Origin of the sequence: Rhodopseudomonas sp. (assembly GCF_048594845.1) — a bacterium.
Taxonomy (GTDB): domain Bacteria; phylum Pseudomonadota; class Alphaproteobacteria; order Rhizobiales; family Xanthobacteraceae; genus Rhodopseudomonas.
Genome location: NZ_JBMDXE010000350.1, coordinates 1 through 26278 on the forward strand (window position 1 = coordinate 1; position 26278 = coordinate 26278).

Below are 26278 nucleotides of genomic sequence, written 5' to 3' on the forward strand. Positions count from 1 at the left end.
TTTTCTTGTGGGGGTGGGCACCGCCCCCCGCGCGCCCCCCCCCCCCGGGGGGGGGGGGGTGGGCCGCGCTACGGGGGGGCGGGGGTGGGGGGCCGCGGGCACTGAGCATGGGGCGCCCCCCCACCCGACCGGCCTTACGGCCGGCCACCCTCCCCGCAAGGGGGAGGGGAAACTCACGTTAGCTCCGTCTCCGCATCGATCTCGAGCCAGGCGCCGCGGTCGCGGTCGCGCCAGCTGACGATGCGATAGATCCGCGGGCCGTCGCTGAAGCGATGCGCACGCGTCAGTGCGACGCCGCCGCGCAGTGTGATGGTCACGCGCTGCACCGCGCGGGCATCATCTGCCGCCACGCCTTCGCGCGGCGGATGCGCCGTCAGTTGCGCCCACAGCACGGCCTGCGCCGTGGTGGCGCGCGTCACGCCGCCCTGCCCGTCGTCGGTCTCGGCCGGCGCCTCGAGCGTCAGCCGCGTGGTGAGTTTCCCGGGATCGCTCATAGCGCCGGCACCCGGAAGCTCGCGAGCATCGCCGCCACGCTGCCCGGCAGCATCGCCACGCTCGAGCCGACCGCGACCAGGCCGCGGTTGTCGTACCAATGCGCCGCCAGCGTCCGCACCGCATGGCGCAGCAGCTCGGGGACATCGCCGGGCGTCGTGCCAAAACCGAGCTCGACATCGAGCGCGATGCCGGCGGCGCCGCATCCCGGCTGCGGCAACGATCCCGGCGGCGCGGCGATCACGCCGTCCGCGGCATCGACCACAAAGCGCGCGAGATCGATCTCCTGCGCGACGCCGGCGCTGTCGATCACCCGCGCCCCGGTCAGCGCGTGCAGCGGCCCGATCCGCAAACGGATGCGGCTGTCACGCGGCCAGGCATCGTAACTCAGCCGCCAGCTCTGCAGCAGCAGCGCGCGGCGGGTCAGCGCCTCGACCTGGCTGCGCGCGGCGGCGAGCAGCGAGGCGATCACCGCGTCGTCGGCATCGTGGTCGACGCGCAGGAACGCTTTCAATTCGGCGAGCGTCCACGGCTCCACCGTCGGCCCCGTCAGCAGCAGCGCGGGCATGGTCGGCTCCTTTGCAAGGATCGGGTTGACAGCGGCGCGGCGGCGGGGCTGGTGAGCCGCCATGATCCGCACGCTGAAACTGTGTCTCGTGTTCACCGCCGCGCTCGCCGCTCCCGCCGCCGCGATGGTCGGCGGCGCGCGCGAGGATGCGGCGCTCGGCCGCGCGGTGGTCACCATCGTCGGCTCGCGCGGCAATTTCTGTTCGGGCACGCTGATCGCGCCGGATCTGGTGCTGAGCGCCGCGCATTGCGTCGGCCCGGGCGCGGACTACAAGATCGTGCACTACGACGCGTCGCGGCAGCCGCAGCTGCGCGACGTCCGCCGCGTCGCCGCGCATCCGCAATTCGACATGAAGGCGATCCTGGCGCATCGCGCCAGCGCCGACGTCGCGCTGCTGCAGCTCGCAGCTCCCCTGCCCGGCAAATCGCCGCTGCCGCTCGGCGCACCAACCGATCCGCTCGGCGCCGGCCAGAGCTTCACCGTCGCCGGCATCGGCGTCGCGATCCGCGGCGACGGCAAGAGCGGCGGCACCGTGCGCAGTGCCGCGCTCGTCGCCACCGGCCGCCCCGGCCGGCTGCAGATCCGCCTGGTCGATGCTTCAACAAACAACACCAGCGCAGGCCAAGGCGCCTGCACCGGCGATTCCGGCGCCCCGGCGCTGCAAGCGCAGGACGGCCGCGCCGTGATCATCGGCGTGGTGTCGTGGTCGACCGGCCCGAACAACGCCGCCGGCTGCGGCGGCCTCACCGGCGTCACCCCGCTGACGCTGTATCGCGACTGGATCGAGCAAACCGCGCAAAGCTGGGGCAGCGCGCTGGCGCGGTAGGCGGCTCGCGCGCACGCCACGCTCACTGCCGTCATCCTGAGGCGCCGCCGCGCAGCGGCGGCCTCGAAGGATGAGCCGCGAGCGCCGTCCCCGCCTCCGCATCCGTCGAGGCTCGCTTCGCTCGCGCCTCAGGATGACGGCCCCAGGAGATGCAACGCCCGCCCCCTTCAGATTTCATTAACCATGTTGGCCCACCCTGCCGGCTCACTCGGAGCCCGATATGCGCCTCGCTGCCCTGCTGCTGCTTGTTCTGATCGCCGTGCCGGCGCGGGCGGCCGATCTGCCGATGCACAGCAAGATCGGGCAGATCTTTGCCGAGCCGGCGCCGCGCGGCCGCGTCGTCGCGGTGGTGCCGCCGCCACGCGACGTCATCAGCCCCTATCCGGTCTATGCGCCCGAGGTGGACATCCCGCCGCTGGTCAACGGCTATTACGGCAAGCCGAATTCCTATCACTACTTCAACTACTACGGCACGCCGGCCAGCGCGATCTACAGCCGCCTGCCCTATGCCTGCGGCTGGCACGGCTACTGCTGACGCCGGCGACCGGGTCGCCCGCGCGGCGTCACGCCGTCAGCGACGCGGCTTGCGCTTGGCCTTGCGCGGCGTCTCGACGCGCTGCCGCGGATACACCGCCGGCGGCGTCGTATAAGGCTGCTGCAATTGCTGCCGCGACTCCTGCAGCCGGCGCTGATAGCCCGGCGAATCCATGATGTTCGCCGCCCCGCCGCGCGCGGCAGCCGGACCGCTGTCGAAGGCGACCAGCGCCAGCGCGGCACAGGCGGCGGATAGTACGATCGTTCGCGTCATGCGGTTCTCCCTTCCCGCAGCAAATCCCGCCGCACGAGATAGTTCCCGCGACCGACCCGCGCGACGGCCGCTGGTGGATGAGAAAGCTGTGTAGACCGTCACAGAGTCACATCAAAACCAGTCTTGCACGATGTGTTAGCTCGCGGTGACCCACCCCATGAGTCAAATGCCGGCTCACCAGTCACTGCGGCACATATGTGCCTTCGTCGAGCGCCCGCAGCATACCGCGAGCGTCCCCGACCTGAGGCATATATCCGGAATCAACAACACTCTCCAGCGCGCTTCTGGCTTGCTCAGGCGCAAGCGCGAGAAGCTGGATCGCCGCCATCAGTCGCACCTGAACGTTGTCGGACTTCAGCAGCGGCAGCAATGCCAAACGCTGATCGCCAGCACGCGACTTCAACTCGTCGCAGATGGCTACCATCTGCCCGAAAAGCCGATTATAGCGCGACGCCTGCCAGGACCAACTCGCATCGCGTTGCTCCGTCGTGATGGTTTCGAACAGCGCGACGAGTTCCGACGTGGCTGCATCTTGATACCGAGTTCTCTTCGTCATGTGAGCGATCCGGTGTGCGGCCTCGGAAATCATGATCGCGCACGACATCGCAATTTCCAAGGCTCCAGCCGGACAACGTTTCGGTTAAATGGCGCGCCGATCAGGCGCGCCGTCCGATACTTCGTCGTGAATCTCCTCAGCCCGCCGCGAATTTCAGCAGCTTGATCGCGTCGAAGTCCTGGACGCCGCCGCCGACGCGTTTGGTGGTGTAGAACAGCACGTAGGGCTTGGCGGAATACGGATCGCGCAGCACGCGGACGCCCTGGCGATCGACCACGAGATAACCGCGGAGGAAATCGCCGAACGCCACGCTGAGCGAGTTCGCCGCGATGTCCGGCATGTCCTCGGCCTCGACCAGCGGGAAAGTCATCAGCGAGGCACGGCCGCCCGCCTGCGCCGGCGGCTGCCACAGATAGCTGCCGGACGAGTCCTTGAACTTGCGGATAGTCGCCTGCGTCTTCCGGTTCATCACGAAGGCGCCGTTCTGCCGGTAGCCGGCCTTGAGCGCGTAGATCAGGTCGACCAGCACGTCGGACGGATCGTCCTCCGGGAACGCGCCGGCGGCGCCTGTCGCCACAGTGCCGAGATTGCCCCAGCTCCACGAGCCGTTCGCCACGACCGGCGAGGCGAGAAAGCCCTTCGGCTTGTTGACGCCGTCCCCGTGCACGAACGCCGCGCCTTCCTGCACCGCGAAGGTGAGTTCGACCTCCGAGGCGATCCACTCGTCGATGTTGACCGCGCTGTCGTCGAGCAGCGTCGCGGTCGCCGCTGGCATCGCGTACAACTCCATCGCCGGGAACGATAACGCGTCGAGCGTCGGCGACGTCGTCTGCGTGCGCGCATCGGTTTCACCGACCCAGCCGGTCGCCGGCCCCGCCGTCATGAACGGCTTCTTGTAGACGCTGCCGGAAATCTCGCGCACCGAGGCGATGGCGCGGATCGGCGAGATCGCCGCCAGCCGCGACGCGATCGCGTGCTCGAGCTCGACCGGCACCAGATAGCCGCCGTCCGGATTGGAGCCGATCGACAGCGCCTTGGTCTCGATCTGGCGCAGCGGCGCCGCATCGCCGCAGCGGACATAGGTCTCGAACGCGCTCTTATGCTCGCGGCTGACGGCGAATGTATCGGCACGGCGGCCGTCGAGCTGCGGGCGCGCCTGCTTCAGCGCGTAGTCCTCGATCCGCCTCAGCCGCAGGTCGATCGCGTCGGAGATCCGGTCGACCTTCTCCTCCAGCAACACATCGCCGCGGCGGCGCTCGAGCGCCGCGAGCCGCTCATCATTGGCGGCCTTGAACTCGTCGTGCGTGCGCATCAGCTCGTCATGCGTGTCACGCTCCGACGCAAAGCCGGCCTTGGTCTCCGGCGCGGCGGTGTCGATGTCGTAATCCATGGGGTTCTCCTGGTGGGCGTTGATGTCTGCACAAGCGAAAACGCCGCGGCGGGAAGCCACGGCGTTGGATGTGATGAGGCGCGCCGGCGAACCGGCGCGATGGCAGTGGGATGCTACGGCTCTTCCGCTGGGGTCAGAGCCAGGATCGCGATCGCTCCTTCGGGACGGCGTTCGACCCAGGCGCGCACGCGCGTCAGCTTCGTGGCGGTGTCAGCCCTTAGCATCACGAGCCGATCGCTCGGGAAGATGCCAACGAGCCGGTTCGGCGTCGGCAGGACGGCATCAAACACCGGATCGTTGGACATGTCGGGCTCGGCATCGGTCACCTCCAGCTTCGACGACGGAGCGATCGGAACGACAAGTCCCGACGTCAAAGTCCGATCCGACAGCCATGGATTGAACACGTCCGGACGGTCCGCCATCACCGCATTGTAGAGAAACAGGCGATCGACGTCCTCGGGCAGATCGAGCACGGTCCGCGTCGCCTGCTCGGTCGGCAGCATCGCCGGCAGCGCCGAGCGACTTGCGGGCGGATTGATCCCGATGATCACCGTCTCCGGCCATTTCGGATGGCTACGCCAGATCTCGACCAGCGAGAGCGGCGGAGCCGGCATCCGGAGAAGAACGTCATCCCCGACCGTGGTGACGCGAACCTCGCCGTCAGGCACCCGCAGCAGCGAGACGAAATCCGCCGGCCGACCCGGATCGACCTCAGCGCTGTCGCCGAGCACGATCTGCGTCGGCCCGTCGATGTCCGGCATGCAGCCGAGGATGAGGCAGGTATTAGTCGCCAGCACCTGCGCACCCCAGAACGGCGTCGGCAGGAATTCCACAAGACCTCCGTGAACAAACACGATTGAATTGGCGGGAGAGCAGCGAACCGAGTCTTTCATTGCGACCTCGTCAACCAACTTATGTACCCGCCCTGTCTAGCAGAGCAGCCGGCACATTGGGGGTAAATCCGCTGCGCCAATCCGAGATAATTAAGTGCGGTAGGCCGCTGATGATCACCAACTGCGTTTCCCGAACGCGTGCCCGCAACTCTGGTCCCGCAGGTGTGACAACCGTCCGTAACGAGGAATTCGTTCAGCTCACGCTGCTCCCCAACTCTCAACCTCCTATCGATAGGCGCAACAATGCACCTGTTAGCATAGGGCCCCGGTCCAACATCCAAGAATCGACTCATCCAAGCTTCTGCCGCCTCAGCATCGGCCCGATACGCACTAATCAAGCCCGCCGGGCTCTCGTACGCTGAGGCAGGCGGTTTCCAGTTTGGATTGACCGAACGGACGCGGCTCGCGGCAGAGGCCGCCCTAGCCTTTAGCGCATCAAGAAGTGTCCCTTGAGCTGGCGTTAGTTCGAATTCCCGACCGTTGATGGTGACGGTCCGGGTTCCTCCACCTCCTCGTCCACGCACCTGGGCGTATTGCTGACCAGGCTTGATAGTTTCGGGATCTGCATCCGAGATGACGCGACGATCATCGCGGCCAGAACTTACCGCCGGCGTGGCGCCTGCGACTCCTGTACCGGTGAGGTCGATGCGCCAACGAGACCCCAGTCCACCGAGCGTCCATTGCCCTCCGTCCGGATTGCCCTTCGGCACCCGGGGCTGGTTCGGGTTGTACTTGCGGCTGAGCGCTGGAAAGACGTCTTGCGGCCGGACGCCCGGAGACAGAAAGCGGGCGACGTCGGGCCTGACCCAGCGATCGGCGTCCGGGCGCATCCAGCGCGCCGGGTTGGGCTGCATGAATCGCGCGCGCTGATGCGCGGCGGTGCTCGCGGTGGAGCTCCACATCGGCGGTGCCTCGATTGTTGATCAGGAATGCGGAAGAAGCGCCGTTCCGCAGCGCGCTCGCTCTCCCGCCTGCAGGAGAGGGCTGGGGTGGGCGACGCAAATCGCAGCGCTGCTACTTGGGCAAAGCTCCGCTCACGCCCGCGCGGCCAGTGATCCCCGTCAGCGCCGCCTTGCGGCCGGCGCGGGAGGCGAGTGTTGCCACCGCCTGCCCGCGCCGGAGGGCCGGCGCCGGTGCATCCGCGGCGGCGGCCGATCCTGTGAGGTGTGTGGGGGGCGCAGCCGGCGGGCTCTGCACGCTGCGCCAGGCCGCCTCCGCGGCGCGGCGCAGCGGCGAGGACGGCGGCCCCTGCTTCACCGCGCCGACGCGCGCGCCCTGCAGCAGCGGGAAGGTGACGATCGAGATCTCCCAGAGGTCGACCTGATACAGCCGCCGCACCCGCGTCTTCGGATCGATGGCGCCGCGCACGGTGCGATAGCCGATCGACAGCCCGTCGATCGCGCCGGCGCGCAGCAGCGCCAGCAGCTCGCGGCCGCGCGCCACGTCCGGGATCAGCCGGCCGCGCGCGCGCAGGCCGCGCCAGTCTTCAGTGAGTTCGAGCCAGACGCCGACCGGCTCGCTCGGGTCGTGCTGAAACAACATCGGGATCTTGCGCAGGCCGCGCTGCTTCAGCGTCTGCGTGAAGGCGCCGGGCATCACCATGTCGCGCGCCTGATCGACCTCGCCGAACAGGCTGGCATAGCCTTCGATGCTGCCGTCTTCGGCCAGCACCAATCGCGCCGGCGCCGGGCCAGCATCGGACAGCGGGGCAAGCATGAGCGCCTCGTGACTAAGCTGATAACTAATGATCGGAAGGAGCAACGCCGCAGCGAAGCACTGCCCTCACCCCACGTGCCCCGGACAAGCCGCGGCACGCAGTGCCGCTGCGCCGATCCGGGGCCCCGGTTCAGCGACGCGCCGAAACACCAACCGGGGTCCCGCATCAGCGATGCACCGCTGCGCGCTGCATCTCCGTGCGGGACACGAAATGGCGGGCGTTACTTTGCCCGCTTGCGCGACGGGCGGCGGGGTGTCGGCTTGTGGCGAACGCGGCGCGCCGCGGAGCGCTGCGCCTGATCGAGATGGCTGATGAATTCGCGAAACACCCGGGTCGGGTCCTTGGCCGACTTCGTCTCGCTACGGATCGACGTCATCATGCGGTGCAGCCGGTCCATCGGCTGAGCCTGATCGTTCATCGTGCCCCTCCTTCGTCGTCATGCTCCAGTGCGCTGCGCTCGCGCCGCCGCGCCCGGCGGTTGAACAATTCCAGCGCGTGGACGAAATCGTCGAACCGCCGCGACGCCGCCGCCAGCTCGCGCAGCGCGAACCACAGCCCGGCCGACGCCGCCGCAGCCCACAGCAACAAAGCTAGGTGAGCCAGGTCGCCGCGTTCGGAAAACGTCTTGATCACCTCGGACATCGGCCTCTCCCGGACTACGCAGACGCTTGCCGCGTCCCGCTGATTGAATGTGTCTCCTCACCCCAGCCGGTCCCCGCCGTCGAGCGGCGCGTAGCCGACGGCTTCGCGTTTTTCGTTGAGGGTCAGGAACGGCGCGGCGGTGATGCGGTCCCATAGCGCGGCGCGGTCGCTCGCCAGCGCGTCGATCTGGTCGGTGTCGACGACGAGGCGCACGCTGTCGCCGAATTGCGGCGCCAGCCATTGCGCCAGCGCGTTGCCTGTGCGCGTCGCGAGCGGCAGCACGGTCTGGCGCACGAAGCTGCGGTTGGCTTCCTGATAGTTCGAGAAGGTGTTGTCACCCGGAATGCCGAGCAGCATCGGCGGCACGCCGAAGGCGAGCGCGATTTCGCGCGCCGCCGCGTGCTTGGCTTCGAGGAAGTCCATGTCCTTCGGCGACAGCGCCATCGGCTTCCAGTCGAGTCCGCCTTCGAGCAACAGTGGCCGGCCGGCATTGGCGGCGCCCTCGTAAGTCCGCTCCAGCTCCTGCTTGAGCCGGTCGAACTGCGTCTCGTTCAGCACCGCGCCTTCCGGCCCGGCATAGAGCAACGCGCCGGACGGCCGCGCCGAATTGTCGAGCAGCGCCTTGTTCCAGCGCGACGCGGCGTTGTGGGTGTCGACCGCGGCGGCGGCGGCCTCGAGCGGCGCCAGGCCGTAGTGATCGTCGAGCGGATGAAACATCGTCAGATGCAGGATCGGCGGGATCGCGCCGTGCTGATCGAACCGCACAGCGCGGCCGCCGACGCTGTAGTCATACGCCTCCGCCCAGCCGTCGGCGCCGGGCACGACTTTCATGCGGTCCGGCCGCAGCGCGTAGAGTTCGTGCACGCGGTCGCCGAGCGCGACCGCTTCGAGGTACGCATTGCCCGCGAGCAGCAGATGCGCCACCAGCGTCTCGCGCAGCGCCGCCCCGTCCTGCCGCGGGTTCGGCCGCGCCAGCAGCAGCGCCAGCGGATGCGCCTCCTTTTCCTGCGCGCCGTCGAACACAGAGTACACGCAGGCGCCGACGTGCTCGGCAATCAGTCGCACGCAGCGATGCACGATGGCATTGCGCAGATAGCCCTCGCGCGCCAGACCTGCGTAGTCCCGCGGCGTCCAGCGCGCGACGCCGCCACTCTCGAACGCCAACAGCCGCGCGGTGCGCGAGGCTTTGGTTTCGGGCGGCGTGAGGTAGGCTTTGAGACGATCGAACATGGGATTGAATCCATTGCTGATGATTTGTGCCCCGGTTTCTCATTCACCGCCCAACCGGGGTCCCGCATCTACGATGCACCGCTGCGCGTTGCATCTTCGTGCGGGACACGGAATTGATTGCCGTGCCCCGGACAAGCTGCGGTACGCAGTACCGCGGCGCAGATCCGGGGCCCCGGTTTCCTTTTTCAGATTCTACTAATGAACAACGGCTGCTGGGCAGTTATTCGCGTAGCGTCGCGGGCAGAACGTGGGCATGATTGTGTGGGGACCGCTGCGATGCCCTACTACGTCTATATCCTGGCCAGTCGTTATCGCGGCACGCTCTATAGCGGCGTGACCAACGATCCTGCGCGCCGGATCGGCGAGCATAAAGCCGGCGCTGCGGATGGCTTCACTAGGAAGTACAAGGTCACCACGCTCGTCTATGTCGAAGAATACGCCTCGATCCGCGAAGCCCGCGCGCGCGAACACGTCCTGAAACGCTGGCGCCGCGACTGGAAATTCGCGCTGATCGAGAAGCTCAATCCGTCCTGGCGAGACCTCGCGCAAGACCTCTGATCACGTGCCCCGGACAAGCCACGGCACGCAGTGCCGAGGCGTAGATCCGGGGCCCCGGTTTCTCATCCGCCGCCGAACCGGGGTCCCGCATCTGCACTGCACCGCTGCGCGCTGCAGTGCGTGCGGGACACGGGTCGGGGGACCCGCTTCACCCACTAGACTAACCATCACAACATCCTGATCCGCGGCTCCGCCACCTTCGGCTGCAGCGCCAGCGCGTGCACGGCCCACACCAGCGCGTCGAGCCGATCGGGCGAGCGGCCGTTGGACAGGCCGGTCAGGCCGAAGTCGCACATTTCGTCTTCGAGTGCGGCGAAGCAGCCGGCGTGGCGGACGCGGCCTTGCTCGTACAGCGCGGCGACCGGTTCGGCGCGCAGCCATTTGCCGCGTAGGGCGCGGACCGGGCGCACCGGTACGCCGGGGTCGATTTCGGTGATCACCGTGCGCACCATGTCGCCGCCCTGGTTGATCTCCACGATCAGCACGTCGGCGCTGAGCCGACGCCACAATGCGATCGCCTTGCTGGCCCACAGCGTCGGCGTTGCGGCGGCGACGGTGTCGTCGGCGAGCACGTAAACCACGCCGCTCTCCGCGATGCCGGCAGCGACGATGCCGCAGCAATCCGCGCGTTTCGTCGCCGACGCCGGCGGATCGACCGCGACGACGATGCGCGTCTGCGGCGGCGCCTCGGCGACGCGGCAGCTTTCGATCAGCGCACGCGACCACAGCGCGTCGGGCCGTTCCTCGACCAGTTCGCCGTCGATCTCCTGACGGCCGAGCCGCGTGCCGGCGTAGCGGGTCATCACCGCGTCGAGAAAGGTCGGCGCCAGGTTGAAGGCATTGGCCTGCGTCGGCGCGCGCGTCGTCACTGCGGCCGGATCGGCAAGTAAGCGTTTGAGCAGCGCAGTTGGGCGCGGCGTGGTGGTGATCAGCTGGCGCGGCTGCGACCCGAGCCGCAAGCCGAATTGCAGCATGTCGAACGCGACCTCCGCGTAGCGCCACTTCGCCATCTCGTCGGACCACGCGCAACTGAACTGCGGGCCGCGCAGGCTTTCAGGATCGTCCGCCGAGAACGCCTGCGCCACCGCGCCGTTGCTCCATTCCAGGCGCTTGCGCGACGGTTGCCATTGCGGCCGCTGATCGGGCGGATGCACGGCCAGCAGGCCCGACACACCCTCGATCATCACTTCGCGGACATCGTGCTCGGTCTCGCCAACCAGCGCGATCCGGGCTACCGGCTCGCTGGCGAACGGCGGCAGGCCGAGCGCCTGGCAGCGGATCCATTCGGCGCCGCCGCGGGTCTTCCCGGCGCCGCGGCCGCCGATCATCAGCCAGGTCAGCCACGGCCGGCCGTTCGGCGCGAGGTCCGGCGGGCGCTGGTGATCGTGCGCGAACACGTCCCACTGGGTGTCGAGGAAAGCGAGCTCGGCCTCACTCATCCCCTGCAGCAGATAGTCCCGCTGCGCCTGCGACCATCTGGTCCAATCGTCGCGAAAGCGCCCGCCTGAGCTCGTCGAGATCCCGGGGAATGGCATCGTCATCGCGTGCCCTCTTGCGATCCTCGTCGCTGCGCAGTTTGCGGAGTTCGGCCAGCGTGCGCGCCAGCGATGCGAGTGTGCGGGCGCGACGTTCGGCCTCGGTGCGCTGCGTCTGCTTGAGATGATGGCCGCCGACGATCACGGCGATCTGGGTGATCTCGCGCTCGACCGCACGGCTGACGCTGTCGATCAGCGGCACGCCGCTCTCGAACGGCGGATCGTCGAGCTTATCGACCGCGGTGCGGGTGACGCCGCTCGGCCCGCGCCGGCGCGGCGTCTCGGCCGCGTCAGCAGCATCCGCAGCATCAGCAGACGCGCTCACCTCCGCTTCCGCCTCGGCAATGACGACGGATGCGTCGGTCTCCGCGACCTGCGGCGGCTCCGGCGAAGCCGACTTGCTCGCCGCCCTCCCCGCTGCAGCCGTGACACCAGCCGGGTCGTCGGCCGACGCTTTTGCGCGCGACGATTTAGCCGGCGCGACTTTCTTCATCGCGGCCTTCCCGGCAGCGGGTGTCTTCGAAGCTGATGCCTTGGATGCCGCAGTCTTGGATGCCGGTGTCTTGGATACCGGTTTCTTGGAAACCGAGAGCTTCGACGCGGCAATCTTCGGCGCGACGGTCCCGGCAGTGCTGCTCGCAGATGTGCGCTTCGTCGTCTTCGCCGCAGCCTTGCCCGCTTCGTCCTCGGCCTTCTTCCTGCGCGCCACAACACGCGCCACGCGTTCTTGCCCCTCCGTGTCGGACGGATCGATCCGGATCGTCTCGTCGACCGGCTTGGCGCAGGTCTGCAGCGTCGACTTGCGCGCCGCGACGGGGCCGGTCCGGGCACGGGACGGCGATCGGGCAGCCGGTTTTGCAGCTGGCCGGGAACGGTTGCTGGGCATGGGCGGATTCCGTTATCGGCGCGCTCACCGAAGCGTCGCCAAAAACACAAAGGCCCCGCGTGCGCGATGTCCGCGCGCCGGAGGGCCGTTGCCGAAGAACTTCAGGTCGTGGTCAGCCGGCCGCGATCCGCGCGGCCTCCGAGGCGGCGCGCTGCATGCTGGTCGACATTTCGCCGGTGACCGTGCTCTGCTCTTCAACGGCGGCAGCGGTCGAGGTGACGTATTCGCTGACATCGTTGATCGCCTGCTTGATCGCGTTGAGCGCTCCGGCGACGTCGCCGGAGATGATGTTGAGGCTGCTGATTTCCTCGCCGATCTTGTCGGTAGCCTGCTTGGCCTGGTTGGCGAGGTTCTTAACCTCGGCCGCCACCACGGCGAAGCCGCGCCCGGCCTCGCCGGCACGCGCCGACTCGATGGTCGCGTTCAGCGCCAACAGATTGATCTGGCCGGTGATGTTGTTGATCAGTTCGACGATGCCACTCATCGATTGCGCCGCGCTGTTGAGGCGCTGCGCCTGGGCATCGGCATTGGCCACGCGCTCCACGGCGCCGGCCGCCGTCTGGCGCGACTTGGTCATGGTTTCGGAGATCTCGCGCACCGACGTGTTGAGTTCCTCGGCGCCGGCCGCGACGGTTTCCATCATGCCGCGCACCTGCTCGTTGCCGATGCGGGCCAATACCTGCTTGGTCACGTCGGTGGCGAATTTCACCACCTTGAACGGCCGGCCGTTGAGATCGAGGATCGGGTTGTAGGACGCCTGGATGTAGACCTCGCGGCCGCCCTTGGCGATCCGCTTGTATTCCGCCGCCTGATACTCGCCGCGGTTCAGCGCCGCCCAGAACGTGCGATACGCCGTGCTGTCACGCTCCGCCGGGTCGACGAACAGGCTGTGATGCTTGTTCTTGATCTCGGCCATCGTGTAGCCGAACGTGTGCAGGAAGTTGTCGTTCGCCATCAGAACGTTGCCGTCCATGTCGAACTCAATCACCGCCTGCGATTTCCGGATGGCTTCGATCTGGCCGGCCATATCGGCATTCTTTAGCTTCTGCTCGGTGACGTCGGTGGCGAACTTCACCACCTTGGCGGGCTTGCCCTTGTCGTCGAAGATCGGATTGTAGGATGCCTGCATCCAGATCTCGCGGCCGCCCTTGCCGATCCGCTTGTATTCGGCCGCCTGGTATTCGCCGCGATTCAGCGCCGCCCAGAAATCCCGGTAGCTCGCGCTGTCGCGCACCGCCGGCTCGACGAACATGCTGTGGTGCTTGCCCTTGATCTCGTCGAGCGTGTAGCCGATCGTCTTGAGGAAGTTCTCGTTCGCGGTCCGCACCGTGCCGTCCATGTTGAACTCGATCACCGCCTGGGAGCGGTTGGCGGCGGCGACCTGCCCGGCAAAGTCGAGATTCTGCAGCCGGATTGCCGCATCGGCCCATTCGACCGCAACGCCGGCGCGGCTGCCGTCCGGATTGTTGAGCGGCGTCGCCACCAGGTCGAACACCCGCGGGCCGATCTGGATGGTGGCGCGGTGCACGGTGCTGAGGCTCTTCAGCATCTGCCGCTGGTGGCTCGGATTTTTGTGAAAGCCGTCGATGTTGGTGCCGACCAGCGTGTCGACGTTGAAGTTCGGCAATTCCTTGCGCAGGTCGCTCTCGGCATCGCGCAGCAGTTCGGTGACCGAGTCGTTCATGTAGACAATGTCGAGATTGGCGTCCGACACCATGATGTTGGCGCGGACCGCCTTGGTCGCCATCAACGTCAGAGGGACGGCATTCGTCTTGGATTTGCGGCCGAACATGGCATCTCCTCGCTCAATGCACGCGGCCCGTGCCGACAATGACATTGGTTGTCGTTTTGAGCGGGAAGTTCCAATAATGAATTAAGTCTGCGCCCGGTAGAACTACCAGACCTCGCAGCTCTGTTTGCGGGCACATACTTTTCGTAGGCACTGCGACACGATTGCTACCGCGGTGCCCAGCTTCTGCGGGGAGACGTTGCGTCTCCGACTATCCGTCTATCTGAACCAGACGAACCAGATCACGCCGAGAATCAGAATGGCCAAGCCGGTGCTCGCCATCAGCAGCGCCAGCACGGACGGGCCGCGCTCTCCCTGCCTTACTTCGGTGGCGCTCTCGACGATCTGAGTCTGATCCTTCGGTGCCATTCCTGCCCTCCCTGCTGATCACGATGCCCGAAGGCACCCTCCCAGCGGCCAACGCAGAGGCGTAAGCGATGTTCCGGCATCGCCGGGCGCGACACGACGCGCGGTGCAAGCCGGAGAAACAAGAATCGGCCGGCATCGATGCGGCGCAGATCAGAGCGTCGCCGACGTCCCCGAAACCCAATTGTGGAGTATGCCGGGACACTACTGCGGGAGCGTCACGCTGTCAAGGACTTTTTTCCTGCGAACAATTCGCCGCCGCCGCGATGACCGCGCCGGCCGCGCTGCCACAGGTTTGCCGCAAGACTTGCGGGCCCCGTTGGAACGATCCCGCGGTCAGCCCATCAGCAGGAGCAGCAACAGGCCGATGATCGGCGTCACCGCCAGGAAGACGGCCGCGATCATCAATCCAGCCACGATGTCACGCCCGGTCAACCAGCCGAACGGACCTGGATGGATATCGGACTGTTGCATGATGCCCCCGCATGTTTGCTGTCTGCGAGGGCGTTGATAGTCGACGTCTCTGAAGAATCGCGCTGCCGATTCGAGTGAATTTGCGGAGCGCCGAAGGACGTTGCTTAACCATCCGTGCGGCGCCGCAACAGCGCGGTCGAGTGACCGCACGCGGCGCGGCGGCGAACTAATGGAGCGCGGTGTTGACCGCGGTGTAGCTGGTGTTGAGCTTGTCGCCGATCGAATTGACCGCGGTCACGATCACCAGCGCGATGCCGGCGGCGATCAGCGCGTATTCGATCGCGGTGGCCCCATGATCATCGAAAACAAATCTGGAAATCAGGCGTCGCAAAATCGCCTCCTGGATTGTGCCCGTCGCAGGCATAGCGGCTTCTGCCGCGGTGGGTGGAAACTACCCGCCGAGTGGTTACCGGAGCGTTGAGACGGTTTCAGAATTGGAACCGGCGGGCAACTTCGATCAGCCGGCGCCGGCGACGCCGAACGGATCGGGCTGCGTCGGCGCGAGGCCGGCACTCGGCATCGTCAGCACGGCGCGCCGGTCGACCACCGCGTTGTGGAACTGATCGAGCACCAGATTGAACGGCGCCAGATCGTCGACCGCGCCGTCGTCGTAGAGGTCCAGCATGTCGCGCACGATGTGGTCGATCTGCTGCTGCATCGCGTCGAGCTGATCGAGCGACTCGGCCTTGCGCGCCTTGGCGACCAGCGCCAGTGCATGATCGCGCATCCGCGCGCCGACCGCGCGTTCGTCACGCGTGACGTAGGAACGAAACCACGCGCCGGCCGAACCGAGGCCGGACAGCAGCACGATCAGTCCCCAGATGTAATCGCTGTTGCGCTCCATGAAGGTGCGCTCGGTGCCGTCGATGAACGCCGCTGCGCCGCGATGCGCCGGCAGCGCCGCCGCCTTGTCGGTGTCGGGCGCTTCGATCTTGCCGGCGATCGGCAATTCGCGCGCGAGCTGCTGCCGCGCCGAGAAGATCTGCCTTGTGAGCTGCGTAATGGTGACGCTCGACAGCGCGCGCTTGGCGATGATCAGATGATTGACGCTGACGGTGTCGACCTTGTCCTCGGGCCGCGCGGGCGACGTCGAGAAGATGCTGCCGGGGATCTCCTCGGAATCGTAGATCGGATACTTCTTGGCGATCGCGTCACCAACGTCGATCGGCAGGAAGCGCGGCTCGCCGCGCGCTTTAGCGGTGGCGGCGATCGCCTCCGCCGTGGTCTTGCTGTCGAGCGGCCCGACCGCGAGATAGGCCGACAGCGACTCGTCGCGCGCCATCTCGGCGATCTGAGCGGTCGAGAATTGTTCGGTCTGCACCTTGTCGGGCGCAACGCCGGACTCTGTGAGGATGACGTGCAGCAGCTTGACGTTGGCGGGCGTCCGGCCGATCACGCCGACCTTGCGTCCGGCGAGATCCGCGATGGTCTTCACCGCGCCGGCCTTACGGCTCTTGGCCGGCGCTGCCCACAGCGTCACCATGTTCTTGCGCAGGATCGCGACCGCCTGGGCATCGCTCGGGAGATCGAGGTCGCCGCGCGTCACCGCGAGATCGGCCTGCCCCTTGTTCCACGCGGCGAGACTCGGCGATGCGCCGTCGGTGACGACCGGCGTCAGGCGTACCGAACTGTGGTCGCGCGCGAAGGTCTGCGCCAGCGCCTGGATCAGCTTGAGATCGTCGCTACCGGGAGGGCCGACCGCGATGCGCAATGTGACTGGCCGGAGTTCGTAGAACAACACGCCGAGCGTGCCGACGACGAGCAGCAGCACCGTCACCACGGTGGCGAGCATCAGCCGGGCGCGGTTGCGCCGCCGCCGCTTGCGCAGGGACTCGCTGCTGCCCTCAGGCGATGCCATCGCTGCTACTCGGTGTCGTCATCTGCGCGCTAACCCGGACCGTTCGACGAGCGCCATGCGCCGCCCGCCGGGCGGATTTGCGGCAGACTACTCGTTTTCCCGCGTAGGTGGCAGGAATTCCGTGCGGCAGGCTTAATCGGAGGTCGTCGCGAGGCGTATCCGCCCTACTCCGCCATCTCCAGCGGAGGCGGCTCGCTTTGCTCCGGGCCGGCGAGCTTGCGTTCTTCCATGACCGCCACACAGGTCGCCGAGGCCGCCAGCATCACCGCGGCCGCGGCGAACACCCAGCGGAACGCCGCGACCATGTCGGCTGCCGCGACGGAGCCGATTGCGTGACGATGCTCGGTGCCGCCGAGCTGCAGTTCGCCGCCGAAGGCGATCAGCAGCACGGCGGTGAAGGCGGCCACCGTGAACGACGCCATCAGCGCCCGGAAGAAGTTCATCGCCCCGGTCGCGGTGCCGATCTGCGGGCGCGCCACCGCGTTCTGGATCGACACCACGGTGACGGGAAACACCGTGCCGAGCCCGATCGAGAACAGCGACAGCATCGCCAGGAACAGCCACAGCGGCAGCGGCGTCAGCACGGCGATCGCCGCCATCATCAGGCCAGAGAACGAAGTGCCGAGGATGGCGATCCGCTTGTAGCGCTCGACCTTGACCATCGCCCGCCCGGTGAACGCTGCGCCGAGCACCGAGACGGCGGCGATCGGAATCAGCGCCAGGCCGGACTGGCTGGCGCTGAGGTGATAGACCGCCTCGTAGTACAGCGGCATGTGCACGGTCAGGCCGATCATCGCGCCCATCGCAAAGCCGCCAGCCGCCATCGCCCACGGCACCACCGTGCCGCTCATCAGCTGCAGCGGCAGGAACGGCTCGGGCGCCCGCAGCGCATGCCAGATGAAGCTGGTCGCGAGCAGCACGGCCGCGCCCGCGAGCGCCAGGATGGTCGGCGACAGCCAGGAAAACCGCGTACCGCCCCAGGTCAGCACCAGCATCACCGAGAGCGCCGACGCCATCAGCAGCACGCCGCCGAGCCAGTCGACCTTGCGACGGCGGTGATACACCGGGATCTTTCCCATTTTCGGCAGCAGCAGCGCCAGCGCGCCGATCGCCAGCGGCAGGTTGATCCAGAAGATCATCGACCAGTGCAGATGCTCGGCGAACGCGCCGCCGAGGATCGGTCCGCCGATCCCGGCCGACACCCAGACGCCCGAGAAGTAAGCCTGATATTGGCCACGCTCGCGCGGCGTCACCACGTCGGAAATCACCGTCTGCACGATCGGCATGATGCCGCCGCCGCCGAGCCCCTGCAGCGCGCGCCCCAGAATCAGCACCAGCAGGCTCGGCGCCAGCGCACACATCACTGAACCGGCGATGAATAGGCTGAGCGAGGCGCTGATGGTGGCGCGACGGCCATAGATGTCGGCGAGACTGCCGAACACCGGCGCGACCGCGGTCGAGGACAGCAGATATGCCGTGATCACCCACGACAAATTCTCGACGTCGCCGAACTGGCGGCCGATCGTCGGCAGCGCAGTGGCGACGATGGTCTGGTCGAGCGCGGCGAGGAACATCGCCAGCAGAAGGCTGAGCAGAATGGCGCGGACTTCGCCCTGCGTCAGCGGGGTGGCCGGAGCCAGCGGCGGCGCTTCGCCGAAATCGATTACCTCTGTCGGGATGTGCGAGAGTTCCGCCGCCGCCTCATCGGACAAAAGATGCCGGCTGACCGGCTCACGGCTTTGGGGCTCGGGCATGCTCATGCGGGCGCGGAATCTCGGTGCGAGAGGTCGGGGGAAATCGCTGCCGAAGTTACTACCCTAACAGGAACCACACCGGCAGCCGTCGCGGCGCATGGGTGGTTCGCGCCGGTCGCGGGCGGAGGGCGGAGCGCCGACCAAGGCCGTTCCGCAGTGCGGAAACAGTGCAGGAGACGAGCGACGGAGCCGAGCCGCTACCTGTGCTTCTCGAATGGAATGTATTTCTGATACTCTTTCGGCACCGAGCTGCGATAGTGCTCGGGCACGGTCCGGGTGTCGATCGCGTGCTGGATCTCCTCGCGCCGGGTCATCGGCTGGGCCGGCTTCTTCGGCGCCGCCTTGGCTGATGTGGCGGGCGGCATGGCCTTGCCGGCCTCGTGCTTTCCGCCGGTCTGCGCCCAGGCCGTCGAACAGCCAGCCGTCACCAGTGCCGCCCCGATCAATGCCAGCACCCTCGCCCGCGCGCCCATCGAAACTCCTTCCAGATCGAGCAGTCTTTCTGAGAACCTAGCGCAAGATTCGCCGATCTGCGCGTTCCGAATTGTATCGGCCGCATGATGACGCGCAGTCGCCGTCGCTTCCGGCAGCAGCAGCGCACCGCTCGGCACACTACGATGCAGCCGATCAGCCAGTCATTGACGAATTATTTGCTAAGCGCGAGTTGCAGGATTGATTTGTCATTCCGCCGTGCGACGCTCCCGGCCTGCGGCGGCTCGATCGTCGCAGCAGACATCCCTCCTCATCGCAACGCCATTGACTGACGCACGCGACCGCTTCTGGAGCCAAGGCCATGATGTCATTCGAACGCCGTTTCACCTCTGCCTCGATTGCCGCACTGCTGATCGGCAGCGCCGTGCTTTCACCAGCCCAGGCCTGCACGCGCCTCGTCTATCTCGGCGCCGACAATCAGGTGATCACCGCCCGCTCGATGGATTGGGCGCGGGACATCGGCACCAATCTGTGGATCTTCCCGCGCGGCATGAAGCGCAACGGCGAAGTCGGCCCGGATTCGCTGCAGTGGACCGCGCGCTACGGCAGTCTCATCGCGTCGGCCTACGATCTCGCCACATCCGACGGCGTCAACGAAACCGGGCTGGTCGCCAACGTGCTCTGGCTCGCGGAATCCAGCTATCCGAAATTCGACGGCAGCAAACCCGGATTGGCGCTGTCGCTATGGGCGCAATATGTGCTCGACAGCTATGCCACCGTGAAGGAAGCGGTCGATGCCTTGGCCAAGGAGCCGTTCGTCGTGGTGACGGCAAATATGCCGGACGAGGAGCGTCCCGCCACCGTACACCTGTCGCTGTCGGACCCGAGCGGCGACAGCGCCATCATCGAATATATCGACGGCAAGCAGGTGATCCATCACAGCCGCAGCTATCAGGTGATGACCAACTCGCCGGTGTTCGACCAGCAGCTCGCGCTCAACGCTTATTGGCAGCAGATCGGCGGCACCGTGATGTTGCCCGGCACCAACCGCGCCGCCGACCGCTTCGCCCGCGCATCGTTCTACGTCGATGCCATTCCGAAGTCCGAGAAGCCGACCGAAGCCCTCGCCAGCGTGTTCGGCGTCATCCGCAACGCCTCGGTTCCTTACGGCATCACCACGCCGGACCAGCCGAACATCTCCTCGACGCGCTGGCGCAGCGTGGTCGATCACAAGCGCAAGCTGTACTTCTTCGAATCTGCTCTGACGCCGAATGTGTTCTGGGTCGATGTCACCAAGATCGACTTTGCTGCCGAAGGCGCGGTGAAGAAGCTCGATCTCGGGCCCGGCCAGAGCAACATCTTCGCCGGCGAGGTCCACAATCAGTTCAAGCCGAGCGCACCGTTCAAGTTCCAGGGTCTTGGGCCAAAGTGAAACAGCAGGCCACGCCCGCGCCGCCGCGCGGCGTCAGGTTTAGCTTTTCTCGGATGGCTCGGCGAGCAACGGCACGCCGAGCCATCGCATCACCTGGCTCACGGTTTCGGACTCCGGTTTCGAGATCTCCTTGAAGGTCATGTTTAAAGGTCTTGTGCAGCCCTTCGCGCGACAATCCGCTGGCCGTCGCAGCACGGAGCATCAAGCGACGGGCAATCGCGCCTCAGCATGGACCAAGCGCTTCCGACCGCCTACATGTCCCCGGCATCCTTCCGGAGACGTCCATGCCTGCAGAAACTTCGCCTTCACCGGACGCCGCGTCGGGCGAAAAGCCCGCTGCGACGCTCGCCAACTGGCGCACGCTGCCGTTCAACCGCTGGGCATTCCAGCATGTGGGCGAACTGATCACCACAGAACGGATCGCCAATGCGGCGGACGACGTGTGGAAGCTACACAACGCAGCGCATAGCTTCGATGATTTCAGGGTTCGCGCGCAGGGCGGCGAGATGCTCGACTTCACGAGCTTTCTCGAGGCCACCGCAACGGACGCGCTGGTCATCCTTCGCGACGGTGTAGTCGCCTGCGAATATTACGCGCACGGCATGACCGCACAGACGCCGCACATCATCATGTCGGCGTCCAAATCGATCACCGGACTGCTCGCCGGCATTCTGGCCGGCCGCGGCACGCTCGATCTCGACGCCGACGTAACCGCCTTGCTGCCTGAGATCGCGGCCACGGCTTATCGCGGCGCGACGCTGCGGCAGATGCTCGACATGCGCACCGGCATCGTCCTGGATCTCGACGCGACCCGCGACTACGCGGCAGCTGCCGGCTGGGACGCGCTCGCGCCAGAACAACCGCCGTCGGATCTCAAGCGCTTCTATCAGAGCCTGTCGATCAAGCCGCAGCCGCATGGCGGCTCTTTCCGCTACACCTCCGCCAACATCGACCTGCTCGGCTGGGCGATCGAACGCGCCAGCGGTCGCCGCTTTGCACAACTCGTCTCCGAACTGATCTGGCAGCCGCTCGGGGCCGAACAGCCGGCGTCCATCACGCTGGACCGCGGCGGCCTCGCCCGCGCCACCGGCGGCTTCAGCATGACGGCGCGGGACTTCGCCCGTCTCGGCCAGATGATGCTGGATGGCGGCGCGCGCGACGGCCGCGCGATCGTGCCGTCCGCATGGATCGACGATCTGTGGACCAATGGCGATCGCGCCGCCTGGAAGTCCGGCGAATGGCCGAAGCTGTTTTCCTATCGGAGCATGAGCTATCGCGGCGGCTGGTACGTGGTCGACGACGAGCCGCGGATGATGTTCGCGATGGGGATCCACGGCCAGAACCTGTTCGTCGATCCGACGAATCGTCTGGTGATCGCGAAGTTGTCGTCGCAAGGGACGCCGGTCGACAACGCCGCATGGGCGGTGACGCATCGCGCCCTGCCGGAACTACGCCGCGGCTTCGCCGGCTGATGGGCTGATCCACGACATAAAAAGGCCCGGTCGCCGATCGGCGCCCGGGCCAAGTCAAGGGAGGAAACGCCCCAAGGAAGGGGACCGCGACGGACCGCGCCGCGGCTGTCTCTCTTGTCTCACAATCGACGCGTGCGTACTATTTGGGACAGTCCCCAGCCGTAGTTTTACGGAGGTTGCTGGGCCAGCGAACCCAGTCCGCTCTGTTGATCGCCGACGCAGCGCCGTCAGCGGCGAGCACGCGGTTGAGCCGAGGCGGCTGGCCGAGCCAGCCTCTCCCTTTGGCGCTCGGCAAGGCTTGAACGAACACGAAGGCACGCCGCCCGTCCCTGCCTCGACAAACAGGATCGCTCGCATTGCGCCATGCTTCTTCCTTAGAAACACAACGACACAGTTGCGATGCGCGACACGACGAGCCGCGACGTAAGATCGACGACGTTGCGTACGCAGGACACGTTGAGCTTTGAACGATTCAAAACAGCCGCGCGTTTTGCGTAGCGTGCTGCGGCAATCGTGCGCGGCCCAAGTGAATCAAGACGATAAATTCCGTCGCGCGCATCGCGGCGGCGACGCACCGCCTTCTTGTTGGACCAATTCCAAATTTGGTTCACGCAAAAGCTTTGCAACCACGTTGATGCACGCGGATACATTCGATTAGTACGCCTCAACAACTGGGGGCGCGTGATGAATTCAATCGATGCCGGCGCGAATGCCGGCCGCAGGTCTGTTCTCAATGCATTGTTGCTGACCACAGCGTTGATCGCGCCGAGCTCCTGGCTTTCTTCGTCGGCGTCTGCGCAGAGCGCAAAGCCCTCGGCCACCGAACTGCCTGCCGTCGAAATCACCGCGCCGCAGGCGAGCCGGCGGCAGGCTCAAGCTCCACGCGCCTCAAATCGTGCGGCCACTGGCCCGTCCCGTCGTTCCGCCCAACGCACCGCGCGGGCGCCACAGCCGGCGCAGCCGTCGCAGCGCGCCGTGTTCGAACGCGGCACCGATCCGGTGCCGGGATTCGTGCCGAGCGTCAGTGCCAGCGGCACCAAGACCGACACCAAGCTGATCGAGACGCCGCAATCGATTTCGGTGATCAGCCGCGACAATCTCGATGCCCGCGGCGTCGACACCATCGCGCAGGCGCTGCAATACAGCGCCGGCGTCGCGGTGCAGACCGGCGGCGCCGATCCGCGCTACGATCAGGCCCGCATCCGCGGCTTCGAGACCAACGGCTTTTCCAACTATCGCGACGGCCTGCGCGACATTGGCAACGGCTCGGCGTATTTCTCGGTGTTCCGCAACGAGCCCTACGGCGTGCAGCGGGTCGACGTCGTCAAGGGGCCGAGCTCGGTGATGTACGGCCAGAGCCCGCCGGGCGGCCTGATCGACCTGATCAGCAAGCGGCCGACCGAGCAGGCGTTCGGCGAAGTGGTCGGGCTCGTCGGCACCGCCGATCGGCTGCAGGGCGCGTTCGATGTCGGTGGCCCGGTCGACAACGACAAAACGCTGTTCTATCGGCTTACCGGCGTCCTGCGCGACTCCGACGCGCAGATCGCCAAATTCTCCGACAAGGTGAAAGATGACCGCGCCTATATCGCGCCGGCGATCACCTGGCGGCCGACCAACGACACCACGCTGACGATCCTCAGCGACTATCAGCACGACGTCACCGGCAACGCCTTTCCGCTGTCGGTCGCCACCGTGCGCGGCGGCAAGGTCGTGAAGATGAGCGCGCTGCCGCTGTTTCTCGGCGACCCGTCGTACAACACCTTCGACCAGACGCAATATCGTGTCGGCTATCAGTTCGAGCACCGCTTCAGCGACGATCTGATCGTGCGCTCGCGGGCGCGCTACGGCCATGTCGACCTGGAGTATCGCTATCTCACCTTCGCCGGCACGCCGCTCGACACCCAGACTGTGTACCCACGTGTCTCCCGGCGCGTGTTCGAGACCAGCGACAGCTTCAACACCGACAACCACCTCATCGCCAAGGCCTGGACCGGCGATTTGCAGCACACCATGCTGGCCGGCATGGACTATCAGGCGTTCGAGCTCTCCAACAAGCAATACAACGGCACGGCGCCGTCGCTGAGCCGGATCAATCCGGTTTATGGTCAGGCGGTGGCGATGCCGACCGCGCTGGCGCAAAGCTTCAACCAGACCCTGAATCAGGCCGGGCTCTATCTGCAGGACCAAATCAAGTGGCAGAACTGGCTGCTGACGCTCGGCGGCCGCTTCGACTCCGCTCAGCAGGATACGCTCAATCGCATCACTGGACAGCCGCAGATCAGCAACGACACCTCGTTCACCAAACGCGCCGGCCTGACCTATCTGTTCGACAACGGCGTCGCGCCCTATGTCAGCTACTCCGAATCGTTCATGCCGACCGCGGGCACGCAGTTCAGCGGCCAGGCATTCAGGCCGACGACCGGCAAGCAATACGAAGGCGGTGTGAAATTCCAGCCGAACCGTGACCTGTTGTTCACCGCCGCGGCGTTCGACCTCACCCAGAACAACGTCCTGACCGCCGATCCCAACAACCTGAACTACAGCATCCAGACCGGCCAGGTGAATTCGCGCGGCTTCGAATTCGAGGTGCTGGCCAAGCCGGTCGCGGGACTCAACGTCGTCGCCAGCTACACGGTGCTCGACATGAAGATCACCGAGAGCAACAACGGCGATGTCGGCAAGGTGCCGTTGCAGCAGCCGCGCAACATGGCCTCGGCCTTCGCCGACTACACGCTGCAGAGCGGCCCGCTGGCCGGCTGGGGCCTCGGCGCCGGCGTTCGCTATGTCGGCGAATCCTACATGGACGCGGCCAACACCCTGACCAACGACGCCTATACGGTGTTCGACGCAGGGCTGCATTATCGCCAGCCCAAGGGCATGAACTTCGCGCTCAACGTCAAGAACATCGCCAACAAGGACAACCTGCTCTGCACCGTCACCGGCGGCTGCCAGTACATCACGCCGCGGGTCATCACCGCGACCGCGAGCTACCGCTGGTGACCGGGACACGCGCCTTGAAGATCTGGAGCAAGGTCCACACCTGGACCTCGCTGATCTGCATGCTGTTCCTGCTGATGCTGTGCCTCACCGGGCTGCCCTTGATCTTCCACGAGGAGATCGAGGATCTGACGCAGCAGCAATTCGCCGCGCCGCACCTCCCGAGCGGCACGCCGGCCGCGCCGGTCGACGACGTGGTCCGCGCCGCGCAGCAGGCACGCCCCGGCGATCACGTGCTGTTCGTGACCTGGCGCGACGAGCAGCCGTCGGTCGTCGTGGTCTCGATGTCGCCGACGCCGAAGCCGATGCGCGGCCAGTTCTATCGGCTGGTGATGGACGGCCGCACCAAGGCCGTGCTCGGCGAAGAGCGGCCGCAGCAGGGCGTGATGGACATCATCCTGGTGCTGCACAAGAACATGCTGCTCGAGCTGCCGGGCGAACTGTTCCTCGGCGCAATGGGCCTGCTGCTGGTGGTATCGATCGTCTCCGGCGTCGTGGTCTACGCGCCATTCATGCGGCGGCTCGACTTCGGTACCGTGCGCCCGCGCTCACGGCGGCTGAAATGGCTCGACCTGCACAATCTGTTCGGCATCGTCACCACGGTCTGGCTGATCGTCGTCGGCGGCACCGGCGTCATCAACACGCTGGCGATGCCGATGTACGACTACTGGCGCGGACAGGTGCTGCCGCCGCTGCTGGCGCCCTACAAGGGCGCGCCGGTGGCGCAGCCGTCGTCGCTCGATCAAGCGATCGCGCGAGTCCGCGCCGCCGTGCCGGAGGGCCGCCTCTCCTCGATCACCATGCCGACCGCGGAGAATTTCGGCAGTCCGCGGCATCTCGTGGTCTGGATGAAAGGCAACTCTGCCCTGACCGCACTGCTCGCCACGCCGACGCTGGTCGACGTCGACCAGAGCGTGCCGGTGCTGGTGCCGCAGATGCCCTGGTACCTGACGGCCCTGCAGATGTCCCGGCCGCTGCATTTCGGCGACTATGGCGGCCTGCCGCTCAAGATCATCTGGGGCCTGCTCGACCTCGTCTGCATCGTCGTGCTGATCACCGGCCTTTATCTCTGGATCGCGAAACAGCGCTTCGGCGGCAGCGCCCGCAGCCGCACCGCCGCGCCGCAGACCGAGGTCCAATCCGCCGATGCGAGGCCAGCATGACAAAGCCCCGCAGAGCCTCCCACACCACCGCCCAGATCTTCGCCGCCCCGCTCGCCATCGGCATCATCACCGCCCTCGGCCTGACAACGGCGCTACTCGGCGATGGCCTCTGGGACTGGATGTCCTGGATCGCGCTGAGCCTGCCGGTGGCCGTCGCCATGGTCTATTGGCACTTGGGTAGCAGGCGGGCTGAGTCGCGATAGAGCCGCGGCATATCCCAACAAATAGCAGTCATCGCCCGGCTCGACCGGGCGACCCAGTATCCCAGAGCGCCGCTCTATCGCGGCGGAGTTCGCTCAGTGCCGAACACGACCGCTCTGCAATACTGGGTCGCCCGCCTGCGCGGGCGATGACGGTTGAAGATGGGGTTAGGGTCGAGTCCATCCCCCGCGTCCTGCCGGCCTTTTGCCGGTCATGAAGGACTTTCGCATGGCAAAACG

Annotated in this window: 28 protein-coding genes; 8 read left to right on the top strand and 20 right to left on the bottom strand. The window is 66.5% G+C overall.

Translation table 11 applies throughout. From position 1 onward, the window contains the following. Window positions 1-173 precede the first annotated feature (173 nt). Window positions 174-494, bottom strand: coding sequence for a head-tail adaptor protein (locus tag ACOJTD_RS23770; protein WP_420135312.1), 321 nt, complete (start codon window positions 492-494; stop codon window positions 174-176). Next, on the bottom strand, window positions 491-1060 hold the full coding sequence (locus tag ACOJTD_RS23775) for a head-tail connector protein (RefSeq protein ID WP_420135313.1): 570 nt from the start codon (window positions 1058-1060) through the stop codon (window positions 491-493). Before ACOJTD_RS23775 ends, ACOJTD_RS23770 begins: the two co-directional genes overlap by 4 nt. A gap of 61 nt (window positions 1061-1121) precedes the next feature. Here ACOJTD_RS23775 and ACOJTD_RS23780 point away from each other — a divergent pair, with 61 nt between their 5' ends. Both ACOJTD_RS23780 and ACOJTD_RS23785 read left to right on the top strand, forming a co-directional pair. After that, complete coding sequence (locus tag ACOJTD_RS23780; protein ID WP_420135314.1) at window positions 1122-1886, top strand: S1 family peptidase; 765 nt, start codon at window positions 1122-1124, stop codon at window positions 1884-1886. 220 nt (window positions 1887-2106) lie between these two features. Then, entirely contained in the window at window positions 2107-2421 is a 315-nt protein-coding gene (locus ACOJTD_RS23785; RefSeq protein ID WP_420135315.1) for a hypothetical protein, read from the top strand. Between the two features lie 36 nt (window positions 2422-2457). Here ACOJTD_RS23785 and ACOJTD_RS23790 read toward each other — a convergent pair whose 3' ends face one another. From ACOJTD_RS23790 to ACOJTD_RS23825, 8 genes are all read right to left on the bottom strand, one after another. Further along, window positions 2458-2694, bottom strand: a complete 237-nt coding sequence (locus ACOJTD_RS23790) for a hypothetical protein (protein ID WP_420135316.1) — start codon at window positions 2692-2694, stop codon at window positions 2458-2460. Between the two features lie 181 nt (window positions 2695-2875). Beyond that, window positions 2876-3298, bottom strand: coding sequence for a DUF2019 domain-containing protein (locus tag ACOJTD_RS23795; protein WP_420135317.1), 423 nt, complete (start codon window positions 3296-3298; stop codon window positions 2876-2878). 88 nt (window positions 3299-3386) lie between these two features. After that, window positions 3387-4640, bottom strand: coding sequence for a phage major capsid protein (locus ACOJTD_RS23800; RefSeq protein WP_420135318.1), 1254 nt, complete (start codon window positions 4638-4640; stop codon window positions 3387-3389). A 113-nt stretch (window positions 4641-4753) separates the two neighbouring features. Then, window positions 4754-5473 (bottom strand): hypothetical protein, encoded by a 720-nt coding sequence (locus tag ACOJTD_RS23805; RefSeq protein ID WP_420135319.1) that lies wholly within the window; start codon window positions 5471-5473, stop codon window positions 4754-4756. A gap of 1074 nt (window positions 5474-6547) precedes the next feature. Beyond that, a complete protein-coding gene (locus ACOJTD_RS23810) occupies window positions 6548-7249 on the bottom strand; it encodes an HK97 family phage prohead protease (RefSeq protein ID WP_420135320.1) in 702 nt (233 codons plus the stop codon). A 221-nt stretch (window positions 7250-7470) separates the two neighbouring features. Further along, complete coding sequence (locus tag ACOJTD_RS23815) at window positions 7471-7668, bottom strand: hypothetical protein (RefSeq protein WP_420135321.1); 198 nt, start codon at window positions 7666-7668, stop codon at window positions 7471-7473. Then, the gene (locus ACOJTD_RS23820; RefSeq protein WP_420135322.1) at window positions 7665-7892 is read right to left on the bottom strand and encodes a hypothetical protein; all 228 of its coding nucleotides are present in this window, start codon (window positions 7890-7892) and stop codon (window positions 7665-7667) included. The genes ACOJTD_RS23815 and ACOJTD_RS23820 overlap by 4 nt, the downstream gene beginning before the upstream one ends. A 57-nt stretch (window positions 7893-7949) precedes the next feature. Next, window positions 7950-9122 (bottom strand): phage portal protein, encoded by a 1173-nt coding sequence (locus ACOJTD_RS23825; protein WP_420135323.1) that lies wholly within the window; start codon window positions 9120-9122, stop codon window positions 7950-7952. Window positions 9123-9398: 276 nt separating this feature from the next. Between ACOJTD_RS23825 and ACOJTD_RS23830 the strand changes: the two genes are divergently transcribed. Beyond that, window positions 9399-9680, top strand: coding sequence for a GIY-YIG nuclease family protein (locus tag ACOJTD_RS23830; RefSeq protein ID WP_420135324.1), 282 nt, complete (start codon window positions 9399-9401; stop codon window positions 9678-9680). Window positions 9681-9847: 167 nt separating this feature from the next. Here ACOJTD_RS23830 and ACOJTD_RS23835 read toward each other — a convergent pair whose 3' ends face one another. From ACOJTD_RS23835 to ACOJTD_RS23875, 9 genes are all read right to left on the bottom strand, one after another. Continuing rightward, entirely contained in the window at window positions 9848-11119 is a 1272-nt protein-coding gene (locus tag ACOJTD_RS23835; protein WP_420135376.1) for a DNA-packaging protein, read from the bottom strand. Further along, window positions 11112-12101, bottom strand: a complete 990-nt coding sequence (locus tag ACOJTD_RS23840) for a hypothetical protein (protein ID WP_420135325.1) — start codon at window positions 12099-12101, stop codon at window positions 11112-11114. The genes ACOJTD_RS23835 and ACOJTD_RS23840 overlap by 8 nt, the downstream gene beginning before the upstream one ends. Before the next feature lie 112 nt (window positions 12102-12213). Beyond that, the gene (locus ACOJTD_RS23845) at window positions 12214-13893 is read right to left on the bottom strand and encodes a methyl-accepting chemotaxis protein (RefSeq protein ID WP_420135326.1); all 1680 of its coding nucleotides are present in this window, start codon (window positions 13891-13893) and stop codon (window positions 12214-12216) included. 216 nt (window positions 13894-14109) lie between these two features. Further along, a complete protein-coding gene (locus ACOJTD_RS23850; protein WP_420135327.1) occupies window positions 14110-14259 on the bottom strand; it encodes a hypothetical protein in 150 nt (49 codons plus the stop codon). Between the two features lie 333 nt (window positions 14260-14592). Continuing rightward, complete coding sequence (locus tag ACOJTD_RS23855; protein ID WP_420135328.1) at window positions 14593-14730, bottom strand: twin-arginine translocation pathway signal protein; 138 nt, start codon at window positions 14728-14730, stop codon at window positions 14593-14595. Between the two features lie 166 nt (window positions 14731-14896). Then, complete coding sequence (locus tag ACOJTD_RS23860; protein ID WP_420135329.1) at window positions 14897-15061, bottom strand: Flp family type IVb pilin; 165 nt, start codon at window positions 15059-15061, stop codon at window positions 14897-14899. A gap of 126 nt (window positions 15062-15187) precedes the next feature. After that, on the bottom strand, window positions 15188-16588 hold the full coding sequence (locus ACOJTD_RS23865; RefSeq protein WP_420135330.1) for a TAXI family TRAP transporter solute-binding subunit: 1401 nt from the start codon (window positions 16586-16588) through the stop codon (window positions 15188-15190). Window positions 16589-16752: 164 nt separating this feature from the next. Further along, window positions 16753-18348, bottom strand: a complete 1596-nt coding sequence (locus tag ACOJTD_RS23870) for an MDR family MFS transporter (RefSeq protein WP_420135331.1) — start codon at window positions 18346-18348, stop codon at window positions 16753-16755. Window positions 18349-18539: 191 nt separating this feature from the next. Beyond that, window positions 18540-18815 carry a hypothetical protein gene (locus ACOJTD_RS23875; protein WP_420135332.1) on the bottom strand — a complete coding sequence of 92 codons (276 nt, stop codon included), beginning with the start codon at window positions 18813-18815 and terminating at the stop codon, window positions 18540-18542. A 320-nt stretch (window positions 18816-19135) separates the two neighbouring features. Here ACOJTD_RS23875 and ACOJTD_RS23880 point away from each other — a divergent pair, with 320 nt between their 5' ends. Together ACOJTD_RS23880 and ACOJTD_RS23885 are read left to right on the top strand one after the other, a co-directional pair. Beyond that, entirely contained in the window at window positions 19136-20206 is a 1071-nt protein-coding gene (locus tag ACOJTD_RS23880) for a linear amide C-N hydrolase (RefSeq protein WP_420135333.1), read from the top strand. A gap of 284 nt (window positions 20207-20490) precedes the next feature. Beyond that, window positions 20491-21678: a serine hydrolase domain-containing protein gene (locus ACOJTD_RS23885; RefSeq protein WP_420135334.1), complete on the top strand. Its 1188-nt coding sequence runs from the start codon at window positions 20491-20493 to the stop codon at window positions 21676-21678. 374 nt (window positions 21679-22052) lie between these two features. Here the strand turns inward: ACOJTD_RS23885 and ACOJTD_RS23890 are convergent, their stop codons facing one another. Next, window positions 22053-22499, bottom strand: a complete 447-nt coding sequence (locus tag ACOJTD_RS23890; RefSeq protein ID WP_420135335.1) for a hypothetical protein — start codon at window positions 22497-22499, stop codon at window positions 22053-22055. 154 nt (window positions 22500-22653) lie between these two features. Between ACOJTD_RS23890 and ACOJTD_RS23895 the strand changes: the two genes are divergently transcribed. The 3 genes from ACOJTD_RS23895 to ACOJTD_RS23905 are packed head-to-tail and all read left to right on the top strand — an operon-like array spanning window position 22654 to window position 26041. After that, complete coding sequence (locus tag ACOJTD_RS23895; RefSeq protein ID WP_420135336.1) at window positions 22654-24678, top strand: TonB-dependent siderophore receptor; 2025 nt, start codon at window positions 22654-22656, stop codon at window positions 24676-24678. Continuing rightward, on the top strand, window positions 24675-25838 hold the full coding sequence (locus ACOJTD_RS23900) for a PepSY-associated TM helix domain-containing protein (RefSeq protein ID WP_420135337.1): 1164 nt from the start codon (window positions 24675-24677) through the stop codon (window positions 25836-25838). Before ACOJTD_RS23895 ends, ACOJTD_RS23900 begins: the two co-directional genes overlap by 4 nt. Further along, the gene (locus tag ACOJTD_RS23905) at window positions 25835-26041 is read left to right on the top strand and encodes a hypothetical protein (protein ID WP_420135338.1); all 207 of its coding nucleotides are present in this window, start codon (window positions 25835-25837) and stop codon (window positions 26039-26041) included. Before ACOJTD_RS23900 ends, ACOJTD_RS23905 begins: the two co-directional genes overlap by 4 nt. Window positions 26042-26278: the final 237 nt, after the last annotated feature.

Coding starts and splice junctions, on each gene's coding strand:
- ACOJTD_RS23870 (WP_420135331.1), bottom strand. CDS start 18,348: ATGAGCATGCCCGAGCCCCAAAGCCGTGAGCCGGTCAGCCGGCATCTT.
- ACOJTD_RS23850 (WP_420135327.1), bottom strand. CDS start 14,259: ATGGCACCGAAGGATCAGACTCAGATCGTCGAGAGCGCCACCGAAGTA.
- ACOJTD_RS23840 (WP_420135325.1), bottom strand. CDS start 12,101: ATGCCCAGCAACCGTTCCCGGCCAGCTGCAAAACCGGCTGCCCGATCG.
- ACOJTD_RS23905 (WP_420135338.1), top strand. CDS start 25,835: ATGACAAAGCCCCGCAGAGCCTCCCACACCACCGCCCAGATCTTCGCC.
- ACOJTD_RS23790 (WP_420135316.1), bottom strand. CDS start 2,694: ATGACGCGAACGATCGTACTATCCGCCGCCTGTGCCGCGCTGGCGCTG.
- ACOJTD_RS23825 (WP_420135323.1), bottom strand. CDS start 9,122: ATGTTCGATCGTCTCAAAGCCTACCTCACGCCGCCCGAAACCAAAGCC.
- ACOJTD_RS23810 (WP_420135320.1), bottom strand. CDS start 7,249: ATGCTTGCCCCGCTGTCCGATGCTGGCCCGGCGCCGGCGCGATTGGTG.
- ACOJTD_RS23845 (WP_420135326.1), bottom strand. CDS start 13,893: ATGTTCGGCCGCAAATCCAAGACGAATGCCGTCCCTCTGACGTTGATG.
- ACOJTD_RS23795 (WP_420135317.1), bottom strand. CDS start 3,298: ATGTCGTGCGCGATCATGATTTCCGAGGCCGCACACCGGATCGCTCAC.
- ACOJTD_RS23820 (WP_420135322.1), bottom strand. CDS start 7,892: ATGTCCGAGGTGATCAAGACGTTTTCCGAACGCGGCGACCTGGCTCAC.
- ACOJTD_RS23855 (WP_420135328.1), bottom strand. CDS start 14,730: ATGCAACAGTCCGATATCCATCCAGGTCCGTTCGGCTGGTTGACCGGG.
- ACOJTD_RS23800 (WP_420135318.1), bottom strand. CDS start 4,640: ATGGATTACGACATCGACACCGCCGCGCCGGAGACCAAGGCCGGCTTT.
- ACOJTD_RS23775 (WP_420135313.1), bottom strand. CDS start 1,060: ATGCCCGCGCTGCTGCTGACGGGGCCGACGGTGGAGCCGTGGACGCTC.
- ACOJTD_RS23875 (WP_420135332.1), bottom strand. CDS start 18,815: ATGGGCGCGCGGGCGAGGGTGCTGGCATTGATCGGGGCGGCACTGGTG.
- ACOJTD_RS23835 (WP_420135376.1), bottom strand. CDS start 11,119: ATGAGTGAGGCCGAGCTCGCTTTCCTCGACACCCAGTGGGACGTGTTC.
- ACOJTD_RS23815 (WP_420135321.1), bottom strand. CDS start 7,668: ATGAACGATCAGGCTCAGCCGATGGACCGGCTGCACCGCATGATGACG.
- ACOJTD_RS23885 (WP_420135334.1), top strand. CDS start 20,491: ATGCCTGCAGAAACTTCGCCTTCACCGGACGCCGCGTCGGGCGAAAAG.
- ACOJTD_RS23785 (WP_420135315.1), top strand. CDS start 2,107: ATGCGCCTCGCTGCCCTGCTGCTGCTTGTTCTGATCGCCGTGCCGGCG.
- ACOJTD_RS23830 (WP_420135324.1), top strand. CDS start 9,399: ATGCCCTACTACGTCTATATCCTGGCCAGTCGTTATCGCGGCACGCTC.
- ACOJTD_RS23780 (WP_420135314.1), top strand. CDS start 1,122: ATGATCCGCACGCTGAAACTGTGTCTCGTGTTCACCGCCGCGCTCGCC.
- ACOJTD_RS23865 (WP_420135330.1), bottom strand. CDS start 16,588: ATGGCATCGCCTGAGGGCAGCAGCGAGTCCCTGCGCAAGCGGCGGCGG.
- ACOJTD_RS23880 (WP_420135333.1), top strand. CDS start 19,136: ATGATGTCATTCGAACGCCGTTTCACCTCTGCCTCGATTGCCGCACTG.
- ACOJTD_RS23770 (WP_420135312.1), bottom strand. CDS start 494: ATGAGCGATCCCGGGAAACTCACCACGCGGCTGACGCTCGAGGCGCCG.